This is a genomic window from Paenibacillus qinlingensis, from assembly GCF_031455095.1.
In the GTDB taxonomy this organism is placed as follows: domain Bacteria; phylum Bacillota; class Bacilli; order Paenibacillales; family NBRC-103111; genus Paenibacillus_E; species Paenibacillus_E qinlingensis_A.
This window is the reverse complement of sequence record NZ_JAVDSB010000001.1, coordinates 333660-353041: the sequence shown is the minus strand read 5'-3', so window position 1 is coordinate 353041 and position 19382 is coordinate 333660. Positions and strand designations below refer to the sequence as shown.

12 protein-coding genes are annotated in these 19382 nt (G+C 45.3%); all 12 read right to left on the bottom strand.

Annotated elements, in window-relative coordinates:
• Window positions 1-35: 35 nt before the first annotated feature.
• Window positions 36-2618: a glycoside hydrolase family 2 protein gene (locus J2736_RS01510; RefSeq protein WP_310222840.1), complete on the bottom strand. Its 2583-nt coding sequence runs from the start codon at window positions 2616-2618 to the stop codon at window positions 36-38.
• A 211-nt stretch (window positions 2619-2829) separates the two neighbouring features.
• Complete coding sequence (locus tag J2736_RS01505) at window positions 2830-3864, bottom strand: LacI family DNA-binding transcriptional regulator (RefSeq protein ID WP_310222838.1); 1035 nt, start codon at window positions 3862-3864, stop codon at window positions 2830-2832.
• An 89-nt stretch (window positions 3865-3953) separates the two neighbouring features.
• Complete coding sequence (locus tag J2736_RS01500; protein WP_310222836.1) at window positions 3954-5318, bottom strand: ABC transporter substrate-binding protein; 1365 nt, start codon at window positions 5316-5318, stop codon at window positions 3954-3956.
• Between the two features lie 140 nt (window positions 5319-5458).
• Window positions 5459-6436, bottom strand: a complete 978-nt coding sequence (locus J2736_RS01495) for a carbohydrate ABC transporter permease (RefSeq protein WP_310222834.1) — start codon at window positions 6434-6436, stop codon at window positions 5459-5461.
• On the bottom strand, window positions 6433-7365 hold the full coding sequence (locus J2736_RS01490; protein ID WP_310225151.1) for a carbohydrate ABC transporter permease: 933 nt from the start codon (window positions 7363-7365) through the stop codon (window positions 6433-6435). The genes J2736_RS01495 and J2736_RS01490 overlap by 4 nt, the downstream gene beginning before the upstream one ends.
• A gap of 5 nt (window positions 7366-7370) precedes the next feature.
• Window positions 7371-9566 carry a DUF5696 domain-containing protein gene (locus tag J2736_RS01485; RefSeq protein ID WP_310222832.1) on the bottom strand — a complete coding sequence of 732 codons (2196 nt, stop codon included), beginning with the start codon at window positions 9564-9566 and terminating at the stop codon, window positions 7371-7373.
• Window positions 9559-11622: a YIP1 family protein gene (locus J2736_RS01480; RefSeq protein WP_310222830.1), complete on the bottom strand. Its 2064-nt coding sequence runs from the start codon at window positions 11620-11622 to the stop codon at window positions 9559-9561. The genes J2736_RS01485 and J2736_RS01480 overlap by 8 nt, the downstream gene beginning before the upstream one ends.
• Before the next feature lie 46 nt (window positions 11623-11668).
• Window positions 11669-12541 (bottom strand): carbohydrate ABC transporter permease, encoded by an 873-nt coding sequence (locus J2736_RS01475; RefSeq protein ID WP_310222828.1) that lies wholly within the window; start codon window positions 12539-12541, stop codon window positions 11669-11671.
• Between the two features lie 2 nt (window positions 12542-12543).
• Window positions 12544-13512, bottom strand: a complete 969-nt coding sequence (locus J2736_RS01470) for a carbohydrate ABC transporter permease (protein WP_310222826.1) — start codon at window positions 13510-13512, stop codon at window positions 12544-12546.
• Window positions 13509-16493, bottom strand: a complete 2985-nt coding sequence (locus J2736_RS01465) for an extracellular solute-binding protein (protein WP_310225150.1) — start codon at window positions 16491-16493, stop codon at window positions 13509-13511. Before J2736_RS01465 ends, J2736_RS01470 begins: the two co-directional genes overlap by 4 nt.
• On the bottom strand, window positions 16462-17580 hold the full coding sequence (locus tag J2736_RS01460) for an ABC transporter ATP-binding protein (RefSeq protein WP_310225148.1): 1119 nt from the start codon (window positions 17578-17580) through the stop codon (window positions 16462-16464). The genes J2736_RS01465 and J2736_RS01460 overlap by 32 nt, the downstream gene beginning before the upstream one ends.
• Window positions 17581-17670: 90 nt before the next feature.
• The gene (locus J2736_RS01455) at window positions 17671-19377 is read right to left on the bottom strand and encodes a right-handed parallel beta-helix repeat-containing protein (protein ID WP_310222823.1); all 1707 of its coding nucleotides are present in this window, start codon (window positions 19375-19377) and stop codon (window positions 17671-17673) included.
• Window positions 19378-19382 lie beyond the last annotated feature (5 nt).

Genomic DNA, 19382 nt, shown 5'->3' with positions numbered 1-19382 from the left:
ATCACGCGTTTCTGCATGCAGCCTCCTCCATTTCGCTATCTGCGAGTTCCCCGCAGCTCCATAATATCTTGCTCTTTGCTTATCAGCTCCAGCTGCAGACGTTTGACCTCTGCCTCAAGTTTGCTAATTTCCTCTGGCTTCACAGGAGCAATTGGCTGATCCGCAGCCTTAATCTTTTGCACACCTGAAGACGTTGCTTGCTCACTTTCCGCGTACCCTGGATCGAACAAGATCGGCAGCTCTGACTTCACTGAGTGAATCACGATCTGTGCGGGTTCTAGCCCATAACTTGATGCGGTCACACGGATTTCACCCGCTTCCGTCGTCGCGCGAATAAAGGCTGTGGCAACACCGAATTGCGTCTTCATTGGGTTTGCGCCAGGCGTATCACCACTAATAATTTCACCGCAGCCTTCTACTTCAAATTGAATATACTCGCTGTTTAGTACCTTAGTTACACCTTTATTGTCAATCAGTACGGCACGCACAGCTACAAAATCCGAACCATCTGCTTGCAAATCAATCCCTTGATCGTCCAACTCCAACCGGATTCCCGTCAGACGCTCGGCGTAAGATTTGATTTGGCGGCACACAACTTGACCGTTAATAAGTCCCTCAGCGACCATTTCAATTTCTTTTGTCCGATTTCGCCATTTCGAGGAAATTTCGTGATAATCAAACACGTTGCGGAAAATGACTGGGGGATGTGGAACTTGATCGTAACCTTGCTTCGGCTTTTGCGTACCGATTACTTGACCTAGCCAGGTCAGACGGACTTCCTCACAGTTGGTGAACAGGACAACATCGCTGCCTGACACTTGGGAAATTTCATGGGTAATATACACCATTGGACCTGTAGAGATACCGTTTAACTTGAAATTCGCATCGTACTGACTTTTGAACAAAAAGTAGGAATAGCGTGGAAGACGGTATACATCCAGCACTCCGCCTAAGAACGGGTCCGGATGATACCCCCTCTGATGATCGATACCACACCATACGGTTGCTCCAATGCGTTTGGGAGGTGTACCATAAATCTCATTTAAGTCCCTAGCTCTCACCATCGCTTGGTTCAGCATAGCTTGCTCGCCCCACTCGCGTTTTACACGCGTCATTGCATTCTGCGAGTAGAAATTGTCAACTTCTCCACCGTCGCCATATTCACGTGTAAGGGAGCACTTCTCATCTTCCATGCTGCCATGGTAATAAAAATCAAATCCAGCTAATTTCGCATGATCCACGTCTGCACAAGTAAACGCGCCTGGGAAAGGGAACTCTTCATGTACAACGCGATGCATCTCTTGAAGCATGGAGATCGGTTGGTCATCCGTTTCGTTCAATGCGGTTTCCCAAAGCAGAACAGCAGGACGGTTGCGATCACGACGAACCATGTCACGCGTATCTTCGATTACACGTTGTTCAAAAATCGCATCCACATGATTATGGAATTGCCATCCTGGATTCGCAACGGTTACCAGCAGCCCCAATTCGTCACAAGCATCCATAAAAGATGGTGCCAGCGGGTAATGAGCCGCTCGCACAACGTTGGATCCGCCTTCCCTAAGCAGAACGGCATCGCGCCATTGCCCTGAATTTGGCAGTGCATTCCCCACATAGGCGTAATCCTGGTGCCGGTTTACTCCGCTTAGTTTGTATCCGATGTATTGTTTATTAACGAAGAATCCTTCGTCGCCACGCATTTCAAACAAACGAATCCCAAATCGGGTTCTAAAGCTGTCGACAACGCGACCGTCCGTAACAACTTCCGTTCGAATAAAGTGAAGATAAGGATCATTCGGCTCCCAGAGATGAACATCATTGGCCAATAACTGCTGAGTAAATTGACGAACTTCCCCTGGTTGCAACTCAGCTGCTTCCTCTTGAATGAGCAACTCTGCCCCTTCCATGGTCTCGAGCACCGTGCGAAGCGTAAACGTATGAAGGCGATCGCTTTCATTCAACACTTCCGTACGCACTTCAATATTGGCATTCTTGTCTACGACATCTTGAACCCCAACGAAAACGCCTCCGCCAGCTGTCGTCTGACTAAGCAAACTATGTGTCACATGCAACGACTCTGTTTCAATTAAATAAACGTTGCGATAAATACCGCCAAGATAGCTAAAATCTAGGTGATCCTGTTCTTTGCCTGGCGCATAAGTCGGATCATTCGCATTATCAGCACGCACTGCGATTAAATTATCGCGCCCATCAAGATGAATAAGTTCTGTGATATCCGCTGCAAACGGTAAGTATCCGCCAAAATGCTGTGCAATACGTTTGCCGTTCAGCCAGACTTCCGATTTCCCCATAACCGCTTCAAAGTAGACCACAACGCGCTTGTTCTTCATCGACTCAGGAAGAGTAAAACGCTTTCGATACCATGCAGCCCCCTGATAGTTTCGCATTCCGCTAGCATTTTCTCCAGTAATTTCTAACCCATGCGGGAGCGCTGCCGCTTCCCACTCACGATCATCATAGTACTCATATTGCGCGCCTTGACTATCACCTTTTGTAAATCGCCAACCTGGGTTAAAATTAAATACCTGTCTTGGACTTCCCTCAATCCCATAAAAATCAGCTGTAGAATAGTGTGGATTTCGTTTCTCGTTGCCCATGTTTCAATCTCTCCCATCTTGTAAGCGCTTAAAATAGTGGTACGTTTTGATACCTTCATCTTATATAATTTTAGTTAAAAAATCAACATATTCTTAATTTAATTATAGATTAATTTAAAATAATAAACTAAAATTTATTTGCTATTTATAAAAAATAATGGCATCCTCAATGTGCAAAACGCGCCCTCTCAAGAATGCCATCTAATGCGGATTAAAGAGACTCTCTTTCTACATAACGCGTCGGTAAAATGAAGCGAACAGGGAAGTCTCTCTCCTCATTTAAACGGGAGATCGATGCCTGAACAGCTACAACCCCGATCTCATAGGTCGGCACGCCGATCGTTGTTAGGCCAGGTGACACATAGCCTGCCATTTCATTGTTGTCAAAGCCCAGTATCTTCACCTGATCAGGTACAAGGACCCCCTTTTCCTTAAACGTTGTCATGGAACCGATCGCGATCAAGTCGCTTGCTGCAAAGAAAGCTTCAGGAAGGCGCTCTGTCCGCTCCAGAAATTCTGCCATGGCCGCTTTAGCAGAAGAGACCTCCCAGCCTTCATGTTCTATGACAAAGGAAGGATCGATAGGCTTCCCAAGAATTTTATGGGCATCGATGAACGCTTCGTACCTTGAACTAAACAACGGCCCTATATATCCCATCTGTTCGAACCTATTCACAAACTTCGTCTTGAGCCATTTCAGTGTCTCCGGATAGAAGTCAACCCCTACATAGTCTACGTGTTCAGGCAGAAAGCTTGGTTCAATGCCCACTACCGTCACTCGAAAGTTTTTACTCTTCAGCATGTTGAGATACGCTTCATCTGTCCCTGCGATCCAAATGACAGCATGCACTCCTGCCTCTTCAAACCGCTCACAGAGCTCAGCAGGTTTATAGAGATCCAAGTTCAGGCAGCTGAATGTTATTGATGAGCCTCGATTAATCGCCTCCGACTCTATCCCCTTAATAATGTGATAGCCATAGGAGCCTTGGGCAGCATATGACGATTGCCCCAATACATAACCCAATTTATATGCGCGTTGGGGGTCTGCCTCTTTACTTACCTTGGCTCTTTTATTCTTCACTTTATAATTCATGCTTTCGACCAATGACCAAATTAATCTCTGCGTGTCTTCACTACAGATGGTGGTATCATTAAAATTCACAACTCGGGAAACTGTCGTCACCGACAAATTCGTCTTCGCAGCGATATCTTTCAGCGTAACCATGGCAGCCTCCTTTTTCGACATGTCAAACCTCGAAATTAATTTCCTTTATTTTACCTACATATAAAAAACGACTGCTATCCGCTAAAACCGGATAGCAGCCACTTATGCTTTTATTCCAGTCCAAGTTCCTTACGCAGCTTCAATGTGACTTCATTAAAATGTTGAGTTTGATCAAAGAACGGTTTATTCAGATCCGCACCTTCTTTGAATGCTTTTTGAACATCATCGCTCCACCATTGGACGTATTCTTCTTTCCCGACAATCGCACCAACAGGTTCTGCTCTCATCTCCACACCGATCGTTGCAAGAATGTTCGTACCTTTCCAAATCGGCGTTTCTACCAAGGCTTGCTTCATTTCTTGATCTTCAGTCAGCGGGAAATCGCCGTTCTGCATCATGAGCTTCTGCGCTTCTGCCGTGTGCATAAAGGACAAGAATTTCACAGCTTCAGCCGGATGCTTAGATGCGCTCAATACACCTATCCCCGTTCCTACGTTATAACCGATTTGTTTTTCTTTTCCTTTTGGTAAAGGCAGTACATCCCAGTTAAACTTCGCTTTTTCTCTGCGGTTTTTACCTTCCCAAACCCCGTGAATTTCAAATGCTGTTTTCCCTTTCAACCAACCATCGTCCGAACCCACTTTCGTAAGTTCTTCCCATGTCCCGATAGAGTGGTCGACACGCTGCAGATCAGCAATCCATTCAATGTCGCTTCTTCCAGACGGGGTATTTAACAAGCTTTGCTTCCAATCCTTATCCATAAAGTACAAGTTAGGTGTCGTGCCATTCGCTACCGGAAGGACCCCTGCCGTAATAATGGAGTTAAAATGTCCGTAAGCAATACCGTATTCCCCAGCTTTCGGATCCGTTATTTTCTTCGCAATCTCACGGTATTGATCCCATGTCCAATCATTCTTTGGCATCTCAATTCCTTTTTTAGCAAGCAAATCTTTGTTGACGAACATAATGATTGGATTCTCTGCTCTCGGCAGTGCAACTTGCTTGTTTTTGAATTGCAGCGCTTTCAAAGAATCCACTGGTATTTTGGCTTTGCTCAGCACAGGGTCGGATTTCATATAAGGAGCTAGGTCAAGCAGCAATTCACCTTTGCCCCAAGGGAGAACATCTTGCACCCAAGTGATATCGCCTGGTGTACCAGCTGCTTGCAGTGCTGCCGCTTTTTCCATAATATCCCCAAGTCCACCTTTACCTTCCGGTGTTTGCTCCACTTGGATCTTGATGTTCGGGTTTTTTTGCTGAAACATGTCCAGATATTTCTTCTCAGCATCCGAAAGCCCAGAGCCTCGAATATATTTCAATGTGACAGGTTCTGTCTTGGCCGTAGCCTTCGGCGCATCTGTAGCACCTGGCTGTGTAGAACTCGCAGCCGGCTCATTCGAACTTGAACATCCACTTAGCATAATCGAAGACATCATGAGTGCGGAAAACAGCATAACCGGTAATTTTCTTTTCATGTGAACCCTCCATTTGTTTGTTATCAGCCATCTTGGATGTTCAAACTAAGAAGTATCTCTACAACCATCATATAAAATTATAGTTTAAAATACAATACATTTTTTAATTCAATTTTTATTATTTTAGTTTAATTTTATATTCAGTCAATAAGTCCTGTCCGCTCAATACCTTCGACAAACCACCTTTGCGCAATCATATAGAGGAGCAATGGTGGAAATACAATGAGAAAGGCCCCCGCCATCTTCGTTCCTTCAGTAACTGGATTGTTCATTTGTGCTTCAGGAACAGGATTAGGACCGAAAATCACCGTCTCCAGAGATCCTAAACGCAGGGATAGTGGTGTAAAGTCCGTGGATAGAAAAAAGGATGTCATGTAAAACTCGTTCCAGTACCAGACAAATGAGAATAAGAACACCACCAAGCAAGCGGGCAGCGACAACGGGAAAATAATGCGGAAAAACAAGCGGAATACGGACGCACCGTCAATCATAGCCGCCTCTTCCAACGCTTTTGGCAGTGAATTGAAAAACTGACGGAAAATAATAATAAACAATGCGCTTTTCAACCCTTGCCCGAACAACGCTGGAACCAAGAAAACAAATGGCGTATTTAACCACCCTAATTTACTAAAAATAACGTAAAGCGGGATGATGATAATTTGTGGCGGAATGAGAAAGGTCAAAAAGACGAGACCGAAGATCAGTTTCTTTCCCGGAAATTTTAGACGTGCCAATGCATAGCCAGTCATGCCGCAAATCAACACCTGGATGAGTGATCCAAACAGAGCAATTGTCGACGTGTTCAGAACCGCTTCGGGGTATTTCAGCCCCTTAAAGGCCCGTTCTAGATTGCTCCAGTCAAGAGTACGTGGAATCCATTGTACCGTTGGGTCCAGTAAATCCCCTAGACTTTTGAGCATGGTAGTCACCATATAGAAAAAAGGCTGCAAGTACAAAAACGCTACGATAGACAGTAAGTAATAAATGACTATTTTGGCCAACCAGCCATCATTCGTGTTTTGTCCGAGAATTAACAGCTTTATTTTCTGAGCCTTTTTCCCTTCCACAAACGATTGAACCGATTGGGCTATTTCTCTGAGTGGAGTATCCGCCTTCATGCTCTAACCCTCCTTGACCGATTGGCGCTGTTCAGAAACCACAAGATCAATGCAATGACAATCATGATCAGTAAGAAATAGAACCAAGCTAACGCACTCGCGTATCCGTACCCTGTCGACATATTGAACATATGTTTACGGATTTGCTCCATAACAGGGTTCAACGGAAAGGTAAACAGATCTACCGTTGTATAGAGCAGATTCAGTGCAATGAACGGTACGATACTCGGCAATGTAATCTTCCAGAAACTTTCCCAAGGTGAAGCGCCATCGATTCGCACGGCCTCATAGATCGAGCGTGAAACCGTTTGGAAACCGGCAATAAAGATCAGAATCTGCACGCCGGACGACCACAGAATAATGATCATCATGCCTAAGAAGCTAATGATCGGATCTGCCAAGGATGGGCTGAAATTTTCAGCTACAAAGGTATCAATGCCATATTGTGAAATAAACGGTACATCGCCGGCTCCTTGTTTGAATAACTCTGTCAAGACCTGCCCTGTGGAGAAAATAACGGGAAGGAAGAAAATGGCCCGGAAAAGGAATCGACCCGGAAAATTTTGATTTAACAGAATGGCTACCAACAAGGAAAAAATAATGATGACAGGTAAGATGACGATCATTTGCTGGAAGAAGGCAATAATCTGCACACTGTATTCGTTATCCTTGAACAGCGCGTCCTTGAAATTCTGCAAGCCAACCCATTGGTATTTGAACCCGCTGCCGGTCAAGCTCACTTTATTGAAGCATAGGTACAATGACCACCCGATCGGAAACGCCATAAAGACGCTGAAACCGATGATCCAGGGGAGCATGAAGAGATAACCTACCCCATATTCTTTCCACCTAAAATGGAATCTGGCTCTCTTTTTACTGCGAGGGGAGATCTCTCTTTTCTCTGTTGTTTTCACGTTGTCTTGGATCATTGTATTCACCAACTCCCCCCCTTTTCCACTCGAAACGACAAGCTGTTATAGTCTACGATCACACTTATGCCATTCCCATATTGCGTTTCGAACACGCCATCACTTACTTGCCGATGATTCGTAATCGGTTGATCATAGACTGCGGCAAGGCGATCAAAATCTTTGTATTCCTTCAGTAGTTTATCTTTCCATGAGGCATAGCGGGAGCTGTATACGCCCCAAGAGTAGGTTTCCTGCAACGTACGCGTCGACTCGTAAGTCAGCATAAACGAAGGAACCGCACCGTATTCGACAGCTCTTAGAAACTCTTCTTGGTCATTATCCCGAATATTACCCGCTCCCATCGAATAGGAGATGTTGCCATGTAAAACAATTGGCGCGAAAGGCACCCTTTCATTAATATCATAGAAATGATTGATATCATTCGGCAGATTCTGAATATGTTTCGCATGCTGCAACGCATAGGCATTCCCTAAACTTATCCCGTTCGTCCCCAGCTCACGGTTTGAATAGTCTAGCATGTGTTGGTACACATAAGCCGAATCCTCTCGCTGATAGTTATAAGACGGATTATAGTCTCTAAAGAGCAGATTACCTATATCGGAAAACTGGATGCCATCGATGCCATAGCCCTTCAATTTGTCGCCGATGCTTCTCGTCAAGTTATACGAAACATTCGGCGTAAACCAAAACCAATCTTTATCCATCATGACATTGCCTTCAATGGAGCGGATACCGAATGATTTGGGGGAATGGTTAACAAATTCAGTGCTGGCTTCCACAACATCTGTTTTGAAGAGTACTTTGTAGCCGTTGCTATGGGAAGAATCGACGAAGGCTTGCAAGTCTTTGTCACCACCTAATTTTCCTTCCAGTGAAAAAAGTCTAGATGGACTTAGGCTGCCTTTTTCCTGCCACTGTTCATACGTAATATGCATGGCTTCAACGCCGCTTTTCTTCAAGTCTTCCTCAATATACTGCGCTTGTTTGAAGGTAGTCGCTGGCGTATATCCCGAGTTTCCGTTCCAGTCCGAATCCCCTCCGATTAAGGTGAGATCCAGCGGTACATGCGGAGTAGGCGCTAGTTTATTCGTGATCCGATTCGTATCCAACATATACGTCCGGTACGTCTGTGCCATGCCGACATAATTGGCCTGGTCACCCCTTAAAAAATGATAATCCACGACCCGGTCCTGTGCCGCCATCTCATCTTGGAATACGCGCACAGACTTCCCGCCGAGACTTAACCGGCGATCATATTCCTCCCGGTACACAAACTTCGTGCTAACGGAGTTCATATTACTGATAATGCCTGGCCGATACGCTTTGATGGACGCCGTATACTCGCCTTTATCAATGATAGCCAGAAATGCGTTGCTTCCTTGCTTCATTCCGAATACGGGCATCGAAACCGGACTCATATTGGTTTCAGGGAAGTTGCCTGTGGTAAGTTCCGCTCCATAAACCGGCTGCTCATAGCCTTTCCCAACCAGATCCTGCTCCTGAGGGAAGCGAATTAAGCCACCAGGGCCATCCGGTATGAATATGTACCCCGCTATCGAGTCCACGCCAGCCGCCCCGAAGAAAGGCAGCGATTCAATGGAAATCAGTTTGAATTTGTTCTTCTCCGAAATGCTTTGTACCGGGATGGACACTTTCACCCCATCATCCGTTAAGTCAAATTCCATCCGGAAACCAATTTCAATATCCTTGAAGGTGTAATCGGCTGCAAATCCTTGATTGGTTTGGGAGTAGGTAATCAAGGCATTCGGATCTTTCGCGTTTTTGATCTTGCGCTGAATTGCGGAAGCTTCGAAATATTCCATGATAAACGGAGATTCCAAATTAGTTCGCAGCGTTCCACCTACTTTTTCCTTGTCTAAGAGCTCCTGCTTCGCAAAAGCTGTCCATTCAAAGCCGGTCGAAAGATCTTTGACCGCTAAATTACCGGATTTTACATGTAGCTTTAAGGCATATCGTTGGTTTTGCTTCACGACTGTCCAGCCATTCAGGTCCGTCGCTGATGTGTTCAGAGCAGCACCTTGTGTGATCGGCATCCTTATGGTCTCACGTGGTGAGAAATCAACGGTTCCCGTAAGGGAAGCCGAAGAGGCGATCGTATATCCTCCTACACCAAGGATCACAAGCACAGCACCGGCTGCGATCCCTATTTTTCGGTTTTTCCAGATCGGTTTAACCAAGGAAAGCAACCTCCTTATACAGCTGATAGATAAAGTCCCACAGATTGAAGGTTAGTCCGATACCGACCGCAATGAACACCCAAATAATCCCAATCGTAAATACTGTCGTTACCGAATTGCGAATGTTCTCGATAAACTCAAAATTGTGCGTGACTTGGGTCTTAACAATAAACAACGTGCCGATCCATAGCCACATGATCGTTGTCAGCATCGTAATCAATATCTTCTCTTCAAGTACCAGAATGTTCGATAGAATCAGAATTGGAATCGAGAAAAGTATGTAAGGAACCATGGCGAATATGGCGCCCTGCAGCACTTCCCGAAAACGACCTTCGCCATCTTTAATCGTACTGATCAAATAGTTGGCAACGACCCATGTGATGACAGGCGCAGCCAAGAATATCATTTCTTGTCCCCAAGCAATAGCCTTCAGATTGGTCGGAAAAAAGCTAAAACCTGTCCAGTAAATCGTAGCCAATTTCGTGAAGAACAAAAGAAGAGTAAGCGTTCCAAGGCTCCAGAACGAGATCTTCCTGCCTTTTAAACGATAAAAACCTTCATACGGATGAAACATGGTATACACGCAATCTCGTAATTCATCTGCGATGTGCCGGAAGAAACGCGGAGCGCGCTGCAACAACACACCCAGCCATCGTTTGAGCACATACCGGTACAAGAGCCACAGCGCAAGCAACCCTGCCAACGTTCGGATCAGATCTTGGTCGATCCAGTGCATCCGATACGTCCAGAAAGCTTCCGAGTAACCGTCAGCATCGTACGTAATTCGAAAGTTAGTCATCGCCTCTTCGATACGGCCTTCTTTAATAGCTACTTCACCCAAGCCGCTGTACGTTAAGCTAATCAACTCGTTCTGTTCGAGAACCTTCTGCCAATTCTCTTTACTCCTCTCAAAGTCCCCGATGTAATAATCATAGGCAGCGCTTAAGAACGTTTGGCCAAAAGGGGTCCGCTCATACACTTGAATCATGTTTAATGTTTTATCCAGCACCCAGAGCTCATTCCGAGAATTGACGCCGATACTTACCGGGTAAGCCAATATCCCCTTCTGTTCCGGTGCCTTGAACGTTTTACCAAACCGAAACATTTCCGTACCGCCAGGGCTATGAATCGAAATCATGCCCAAGCCTCGCGTCTCTCTGCTAGCCAACCGCTGATCCAGCACATACATGAACTGCTTGCTGTCCATCGCAACATCCACAATTTGATCGGAATCATTGAATTTGACTGTTTTTAAATTCTGAAATCGGTCCGTTCCACCTGCACTTAATTGCTTAATTTGGCTGGAGGTTACTCCCTTCGTATCCGTGTAAATGAACCCTTCGCTGCCTAAGGTGACATTGCTTACCTCCAGCGGGCGAATTGCCGTTTCTTTCTCTAATTGATCTTTCGTGAAAAGGAGTCTTTTCAAGCGATCCATCACAGAAGCCGTGGATTTATTCCCACCGAAGAATCCTTCAAACTCGCCTGTTTTTCCAATTCGCACCATGCCTTGATAAGCACCTTTAGACACGACATAGAGAACATCTCTGGCGTCTACGACCATTTTGACAGGTACAAAATAGAAATCCTTAGGGAGATAAGGAGAATTCGGCTTCTTCATCTCCTTGATAAAAGCACCCTTGCTGTCATAGACAACAACGCGCTGATTGCCTGTGTCGGCAACATAAATGGTACCGTTATTCGTGACAAATACACCCTCAGGCGCCCGTAATTGCCCAGGCCCTTTCTCCTTGCCAATCTCTCTCACATATTTGCCATGTGCATCTAATTGCACAACACGTTGATTGCCCGTATCGGCGACAAACACCTCATCCGAGCTTGTTATAAACAAGTCAGAAGGACTATTGAACGCCGTTGGTCCCATGCCAACAATGGTATCGCCGGTCGTATAGACATCCTGCATCCACGATATGTAATTGCCATCTGATGTTTGATTCACATAAAAGGTATCGTATGGCTGCGAAGCGCGGGCGGATGCCGGAAAAAGAAGCATGAAAACCAGCGCAATCCAAACGATGTTTTTGCTTGTAAGCATACAAGACCCTCTTTCCATCATAGCTTCGTGCTCCTCCGCCCCGTCGTTACTTCACGCCGGAGTGCAGCATCGTCTCCATAATTCGTTTTTGGAAAGCTAGAAACACGAACAAGTTAGGTAAAAACATGAGCAATCCAGCTGCTGCCGCCATCCCTTGCCCGGCAATCGTATTGCCGCCAGCTGCTGCTGTCGTTAACGTCGTTATATAGTACGGCAGCGTCTTCATCGTTTCATCCTGCATAAACAGCGTAGAAGCCTGCGTATCTCCCCATACCCCTTGAATGGTGATAATGGAGATTGTCGCGACAGCTGGAAATGAGAGCGGAACGACCATTTTGAAGAAAATTCGCAGTTCGGATGCACCGTCGATTTTGGCGGCCTCGAGCAATTCATTTGGAATTTGATCAATAAATTGCTTCATCAGAAATACAGCAACCGGTGATGCGACGAATGGCAGAATGTGCCCCAAGTAGGTGTTGTTAATGTTTAGCCAACTGATCATTAAATAACGCGGGATTGCGACGGTTTCCGGCGCATACATCAACGCCAACATGATGACACCCATAATAATCGCTTTGAACATGAATTTATGCTTAGAGAGCACATAAGCGGCCATGCAGCTCGAGACGATAACCGCAACCAGTGTGAAAATGACAACAATAATACTGTTAAATAAATAGCGGGTAAACGGCACGGCGCCTGTTGATGTACGTTGAAACAATTCATAAAAATTCGACAGTGTTGGCTGTTTGACGATAAAGGTAGGCGGAAAAGCAAATAGCTCGCTAAATGGTTTAAACGCATGATTCACGATAAAAACGATGGGAAGGGAAAGGAAAGCCGCAGTCAGCAGCAAGATTATTAACAGTACAAGCTCCGACCAAGTCATTCTTCGAAATTGCTGGACGAGTGTCGCCACCCCTATTCACCTTCCTTATGGCTAAACAGCCGATAGCTGAGTTTCATCGCAAAATACGAAATAATGAGAAGCACAAAGGACACCATCGAGGCATAGCCTAGCTCGTAGCGAAGAAAGGCATAATCATCGATGTGATTCAGAATAAGATGTCCAGAGTATTGCGGGGAAATCTGCGCCCCCGACAATTGTGTCGAAATGGCTCCCGCTTTCAAAGTCCCGACAATCGCCATAACGGAGCTAAATAGCATTTGCGGCTTCATGGAAGGTACGGTGATGTAGTAGACTTCCTGCAGGCGATTGGAAATCCCATCAATGCGTCCCGCTTCATACAACTCTTTGTTAACAGTATCAAAGCCAGCTAGCATCGCCAGGAAACCGACACCAAAGCTCATCCAGATCGTCACGATAATCATAATATTTAAGAAATACGTTGGTGTCTGCAGCCAGAGAACGGGAGATTGAATAAATCCTAAATTTAGTAGAAAGTTATTCAAATATCCCACATAATCGCCGCTAAAAGCAGCCTGCCAGACCACGGTGAGCGCTACGCCTCCTACCATGGAAGGTGCATAAAAAGCGAGCGAGACAATATCGCGAATACTCTTCGGCATCTGGTAGATTAACCAAGCTACAAAAAATGTGAGCAGGTACCCAATCGGTCCCACGAAAAAAGCAAATTTGATCGTATTGGGCAGCGCATATTTCATAAAAATCTGATCTTGTGTCAGTAAGGATATGAAATTGCTAAAGCCAATAAATTTGGGCGATTGAAAAGCATCATACGAAGTGAAGCTCATAAACATCGCCATAAACACAGGCACTAAAATAAAGAAAGTAAAGCAGATTAAGAACGGTGCCAAAAATAGAAAGGACAGCCTTTGTTGATACAAAGTTGACACCAACTTGTGGATCGAGAACACAGACAATCTGGATTGTACCGTACGTTTTGTCGTCATCACATTTGGTTTCATTGGCGAACGGCCCCCCAATCATATGGCTGGTTAAACGTCTCCACATTCAAATTATCGGTAGGCAAAATGCCTAGATTTTTTTGCTTCCGCACCATTTCCTTCTCAAGAGAAACCGCCCCTTTATCGAGCGAATCCTTTGGCGGCAGCTTATTGACAACAACTCGGTTCCAAGCAAATTCCATCTCGCGAGACAGAAAATATCCACCAGGGATATTCGGCACATTTTTCACCCAACGATTCTGCTCTTCAATCACAGCCAAGTCTTCCGATGGCCACGGCATCGAAGCGAGTGCTCGCATATTTGCTGTATTCCAGCGGTACGCAATGCCATAGTACGACTCTATCTCACTACCGTATTGAAGCTGCACCGCATCTGATGTCCACCATTTGAGGAACTCCCATGCTTTATCTTTCTTATCACTTTTATCTAACATCATGGCAGACGACATCGTATTCTGCGACCATCTGGCAATTTCACCATCTGCCTGCTTGACGCCCGGTATGGGTGCAATGCCCCAGTCACCAACAATTTCTGGCGCAGAGGACAGCAGTTGCAGATACGTATTATAATCCGAAACCCCGATTGGCATATCCCCCAGTTTAAAATGGTTAAAAAACGAAGGGACATCTTTCGGAAGATCGAATTTATTAAATAGATCTGTCCACAACTTAAAGGCTTCATAGCCCTCTTCTGTTTCAAATGCCGCTTTCAAGCCATCCCTCGAGTAAAACTCTGCCCCATACATATAGAAGAAGGGTACATAGTCCTTGTTTGGATAAAAGAAAGACAAACCTTTCTCTTGCAGCGTTGGAAGTATTTTTCGAACCTCATCCCACGTTTGCGGAACTTCGATACCCAGCCCCTTCATCACGCTCTTGCGATAAAATAACAGATGAAATACCTGTGTTTCAGGCAGTGCGTACACACCATGGTTATAGTTCATGTTTCGCATTGCGCCCGGATTAAATCGCGCAGCTACTTCCTCATAATCGCTGAACGTCTTCAAGTCCGCAGAAGCACCTCGCATGGCAAAATCAACAGGGGTGTCCTGAGCTACGCCAAGCGCAAGATCTGGTTGATCCCCTGCCGCATTACTTAGCGTAAGTGCATTAGGATCTGGCATGAGATTGACGTTCACTTTGATACCCGTAGCAGGTGTGAAATCCTGATTAATCATCTCCTGCAGCAGCCCTGCATAATCTCGGTTACGGCCAATCCAAATCTCAAGCCCGTCTTTCTTGTTTTCTTCTCTTGTGTCGTACTTTTGATAGAAGGTACGAAGAAAGTTGCCAGCCGAATACGCCATTTGTGATACCATATTGGATTCTTTCAACCCCGTCTTGGCCTCTGGCGCACGTAAAACCAAGTAATCAAGTGTTAGGCTTTGATCATTATATGTATCCAACCACGTGCTAAGCCGCGTCTTCAAATCCGGGAACACTTTAAGTTTATTCGGGATTTTGTCCACATCTTCCATCAAGTCTTCCACCATCGCAGCAGCCATTCGAATCGTGTTTGTAGCCGTTGTAGCGCTCTGGTTAAGCCCATTGAGGTAATCAGTAATGAGATTTAAACGGTCCAAAATCGACTGAAGTCGCTCACTAATATCAGGCATATAGCTATCCAAATCCCAAGTTCGATAGGTATCTCCAGCATTTGCCCCGTAATCGCCAGTTACTTTGCGCAACTCCTGCTCAAGCGTGTTCACGTCGCTAATTGTAGAGGTTAAAGACAAGAAAGCTTGATCAACCAAGGAAGCGTCCGCGATCATTCGAATCTCATGCTTGCCTTTCCCCAAATAGAACTGATATGGTTTTCCTTGTGCATCCTGAAGCGTATAAATTTCCAGCCTATCATTATAAGGAAACGTGTAGTGCAGCATCTCCTGAAAAGGAACGGCGCCATCAATCATTACCGTACGATATACATTCGTTTTACCTTGAAACCGTTGATAATATTTGGTATCTAATTCATACCAACCCGTTTCGGGGACATCGATTTGCCAAGCAATCCATTCACCCGGTTTCTTCCACTTCTCACCATCTATGACATTATAGATGATCCGCCCTTTCGGATCAGGCGACACTTGCGATTCATTGCGCGTGCCGGTTTGAATGGACGTATGTGATTTAGAACTAAGCTGTTCCGCTTCAAATTTGATAAACCATTGTGGATCAACCTGTGTCCTAGGCTTATCCTTCACATAATCCTTGTAACTTACAATTTGGTTAGGGGCGACCAAGCTGATTGATTTCCATAACATAGGCTCGTTGACGGCCTGAAAGCGAATCGTATGTTTCCCTGCTTTCAAATGAAAAGCGATCGGTTGAGAAGATACATTGTAATCCGTATACCGCATCGTCTTCCATTCCTTTACTTGCTCTTGCTGGGAACGAATCTCATTACCCAACACATCCTTCTTATAAGGGAACGTTTGATCCTGCCACTGCTTTAGAAACTCCACGGACTTCGCTTCAGCAAAAGGCAACTTTCCATCGATTTGTAAACCATAAAAAATGGAGCTGGAACTCTCACTCTCCGGTTTGTAAGCGATCTCCAGATTGTACAGCCCCTCTTCAGGGACTCCAATCTCCCATTCGACCGCCCCTGCACCGTTCTGCCAGTGGAGAACGTCAGTGCCAGACGCTGAATCCTTTACTGTTGCCGTTTTGGCCCCATCCTTCGTTGCCAAGATACGTGCCGAAGGAACCGTTATCGGTTGGCCGGTATACCCTTTCATGCTTGCTGCCGCATATTGGCGCTGAAGTTCCAAATAATAGGGGATTCCTTCGGCATTCACAGTAGGAAGTTGCACACTTTCAGCAGAAACGACGGGATACGTGCTCTGTCCCAGATTAGATCTAATTGCGTAAAATCCGACGATAATTGCGAGAATCGTAGTGTAGGTTATCGCTTTCCGATATTTCATCATTCTGCCTCCGTTCCATCTAGCAGCAGATAGAGTTTCCTGATTTTTCATCAAAGAAATGTGCCCTATTCATGTTCAGCGCGATTTCAAGCGATTCGTTAGCTGCATAATTCTCCCGGGCTTCGACGACTCGTGAGATCAGTTGATCTTCGCCAATTTTCAAATAGAGAAACGTGTCAGCACCCATCATCTCTTTGATCTCCATTAAAGCGCTTACTTTCCAGTCCTGAGCTTCACTGACTGCTTGCTGATCGCTAATTACGTGCTCTGGCCGTATGCCAAGGACAATTTCTCGCAAATTGCAGGTTGTCTTCCTGAAAAAAGGATAATAAGATTCCGGAACCCGCAAGTTCAAACGTTTATTCATAAAATAAAACTTTCCTGAGCTCTCGCTTATGGATCCTTTGATAAAGTTCATCGCTGGTGACCCGATAAAGCTAGCCACAAACAGATTGGTTGGATTGCTGTAAACCTCTGCTGGTGTATCCACCTGCTGGATGACGCCATCTTTCATAACGACGATACGTGTCCCCATGGTTAATGCTTCCGTCTGATCGTGTGTGACGTACACAGTAGTCGTCTGCAGCGCTTGATGCATCTTGATTAACTCGGCTCTCGTCTGAGTTCTGAGCTTCGCGTCAAGATTGGAGAGCGGTTCATCCATTAAAAATACCGCAGGTTCCCTGACAATCGCTCTGCCTAAAGCGACGCGCTGCTTCTGCCCCCCGGAGAGTTGATTCGGTTTTTTATCCAAATGATTCGTAATTTCAAGAATGCGTGCTGCTTTTTTGACTCGCAGTTCAACCTCATGCTTAGCAACCTTGCGAAGCTTGAGCCCGAGTGCCATGTTTTCGTAAACCGATAAATTCGGGTATAACGCATAATTTTGGAACACCATCGCAATATCTCGGTCTTTGGGCGAAACGTAATTAACGAATCGACTTCCAATGTAAATTTCTCCTTCGGATACTTCTTCTAATCCGGATAGCATGCGCAGCGTTGTTGTTTTACCACATCCCGAAGGTCCAACTAACACCAAAAACTCACCATCCGCAACTTCAAGATGGAAATTATTCACCGAGGGCTTCTTTTCTGACTTATAGTACTTACATACATGATTAAAAGAAATACTAGCCAATGTACTCACCTTCGTCCCTTCTCGATCGCTGGTTAGTTAGCATTCACTAACATCTTAGACGACTCCATGTTAGATTTCAACCTTTTTTTACTAATATTTTACTATAATTAATGGTTCAGAAGGGTATTTAATATGATCAACAATGACATTTTTACAGTTTTTTAAAATCACTTCAAACGTCATTTGCTTTGGGGACGGGTATCGCTCAGAACGTTTGACAACATTATTTCGGACAAATACACCGTTTACACTTTGCCCCTTCACTAAGTAGGGGTGAAACGCAATAAATGTATTGTTTTCAATGATAATGTTCGCGTGATAACAATCCCCTTGACTATCTGGTTTCTGAATCTCTGGATCGATGTCGATTGCCGCGCTCCCCCATTCTGGGAAGCAAGTATTACAATCTTGGAAAACATTATTACGTATGGTAATGTCTTGAACCGCACCGGATTCGAACCAATAATTAGCGTCTCCGGAGATTTTGATTGCAGCACCAGGTGTGGAAATCGTATTCCCTTCGATCCACACTTTCCCCGAGGTGGTGATCAGAAATCCTCTAGCTCGGTTGCCCCTCGCGATACAATTCCGAATGCGTAAGTCAGCAGCCCAAGACACATTCTCCACGGCACTATGCAAATCAATCGAGTTCGGCAGCTTACGATCAAACGTGACGAGATAAAACTCAGGATTCAAGCAGCGAACACTTTTCACTAGCGTTTCGAAATGAGGCATCAGGCTTTGCTTCTGGATAAATCGCACACGCTCACCCGGAAGGAATACTTCCGCACCTCTTTGCTGCTTATGATTCAATCTGAGCAACAGCGTATCCTCAGCGATGCGTTTGAAGAATGTCATATAAATGCCATGTACATTACAAGGATCATCCATTTGATTCTCAAACAGGCAACCTTCGATGTCGATGATACCGCGGCAATACACAAAATGTGTCGCATCCGCCGATGTTGTGAATAATCGGTTGGTGCCCTCTCGCAGCTTCACATTAAACGACTGCAAGCTAATGTTCTCACTTCTTTGCCCAATAACCCCCATACCAATGGTATGGTGCATATCAATGGCCATGAGCTGCGTATCCGTGCTGTTGTTGATAAAGAATCCAGGACAGTCACGTTCTCCGCATTGGAAAATCAATTGGCTCCCTAATTTCGGGAGCTGGCTGCCTGCCTCCGAGAACCGCACGACACCAGGTGAAACTTCCTTCACGTGTAACTTTGCATAGTTCCCATAGTTCAGGTAGTCCCCTGATTGAAACAGAGGTGATTTTGTAAGCGGATCCATTTCAATTATGCCTTTGCAAGGTTCTTGCCAACCTTCACCTTTGAATACTAACTGTCGATCAACAATGTCGTACGGATAATCCCATGGGATCTCCACATCAAAAGACTGATTGGCAACACCAATGACTTGCCCTTGTGACAACATGGGCCGCTCCCAATCGATGGTAAGGTTCTTCACCGTCATTTCCTGACAGCCATCAAGCACAAAGGGAAGTGTTAAGCCATGGAAAATAAATTCGGAACCCCGGCCGTCAATCGTCAGCCCTTTCATGCCAATCAAAGGGAAAGTAATTCGCCGATTCTTGTTTTGATCGTGATTCGGAATGAAATATTGGCGCTCTACCGCATACTCCGGCCAGAAATGGTACGTCCCTTTTGGGAATACAAGGGTTGGGCGTTCTAGTTCTTTACACTTTTCAATTGCTGCAAATACAGCTAGGGTTGCATCTGACCCTTGGTCAGGCTCTACTCCAAAGTCTTTCATATTTACAATGGACAATACCA

Bases quoted from the DNA above. Each gene is read 5' to 3' on its own strand.
- J2736_RS01500 (WP_310222836.1), bottom strand. From the start codon at position 5,318: ATGAAAAGAAAATTACCGGTTATGCTGTTTTCCGCACTCATGATGTCT.
- J2736_RS01505 (WP_310222838.1), bottom strand. From the start codon at position 3,864: ATGTCGAAAAAGGAGGCTGCCATGGTTACGCTGAAAGATATCGCTGCG.
- J2736_RS01510 (WP_310222840.1), bottom strand. From the start codon at position 2,618: ATGGGCAACGAGAAACGAAATCCACACTATTCTACAGCTGATTTTTAT.
- J2736_RS01465 (WP_310225150.1), bottom strand. From the start codon at position 16,493: ATGAAAAATCAGGAAACTCTATCTGCTGCTAGATGGAACGGAGGCAGA.
- J2736_RS01480 (WP_310222830.1), bottom strand. From the start codon at position 11,622: ATGCTTACAAGCAAAAACATCGTTTGGATTGCGCTGGTTTTCATGCTT.
- J2736_RS01470 (WP_310222826.1), bottom strand. From the start codon at position 13,512: ATGAAACCAAATGTGATGACGACAAAACGTACGGTACAATCCAGATTG.
- J2736_RS01490 (WP_310225151.1), bottom strand. From the start codon at position 7,365: ATGATCCAAGACAACGTGAAAACAACAGAGAAAAGAGAGATCTCCCCT.
- J2736_RS01495 (WP_310222834.1), bottom strand. From the start codon at position 6,436: ATGAAGGCGGATACTCCACTCAGAGAAATAGCCCAATCGGTTCAATCG.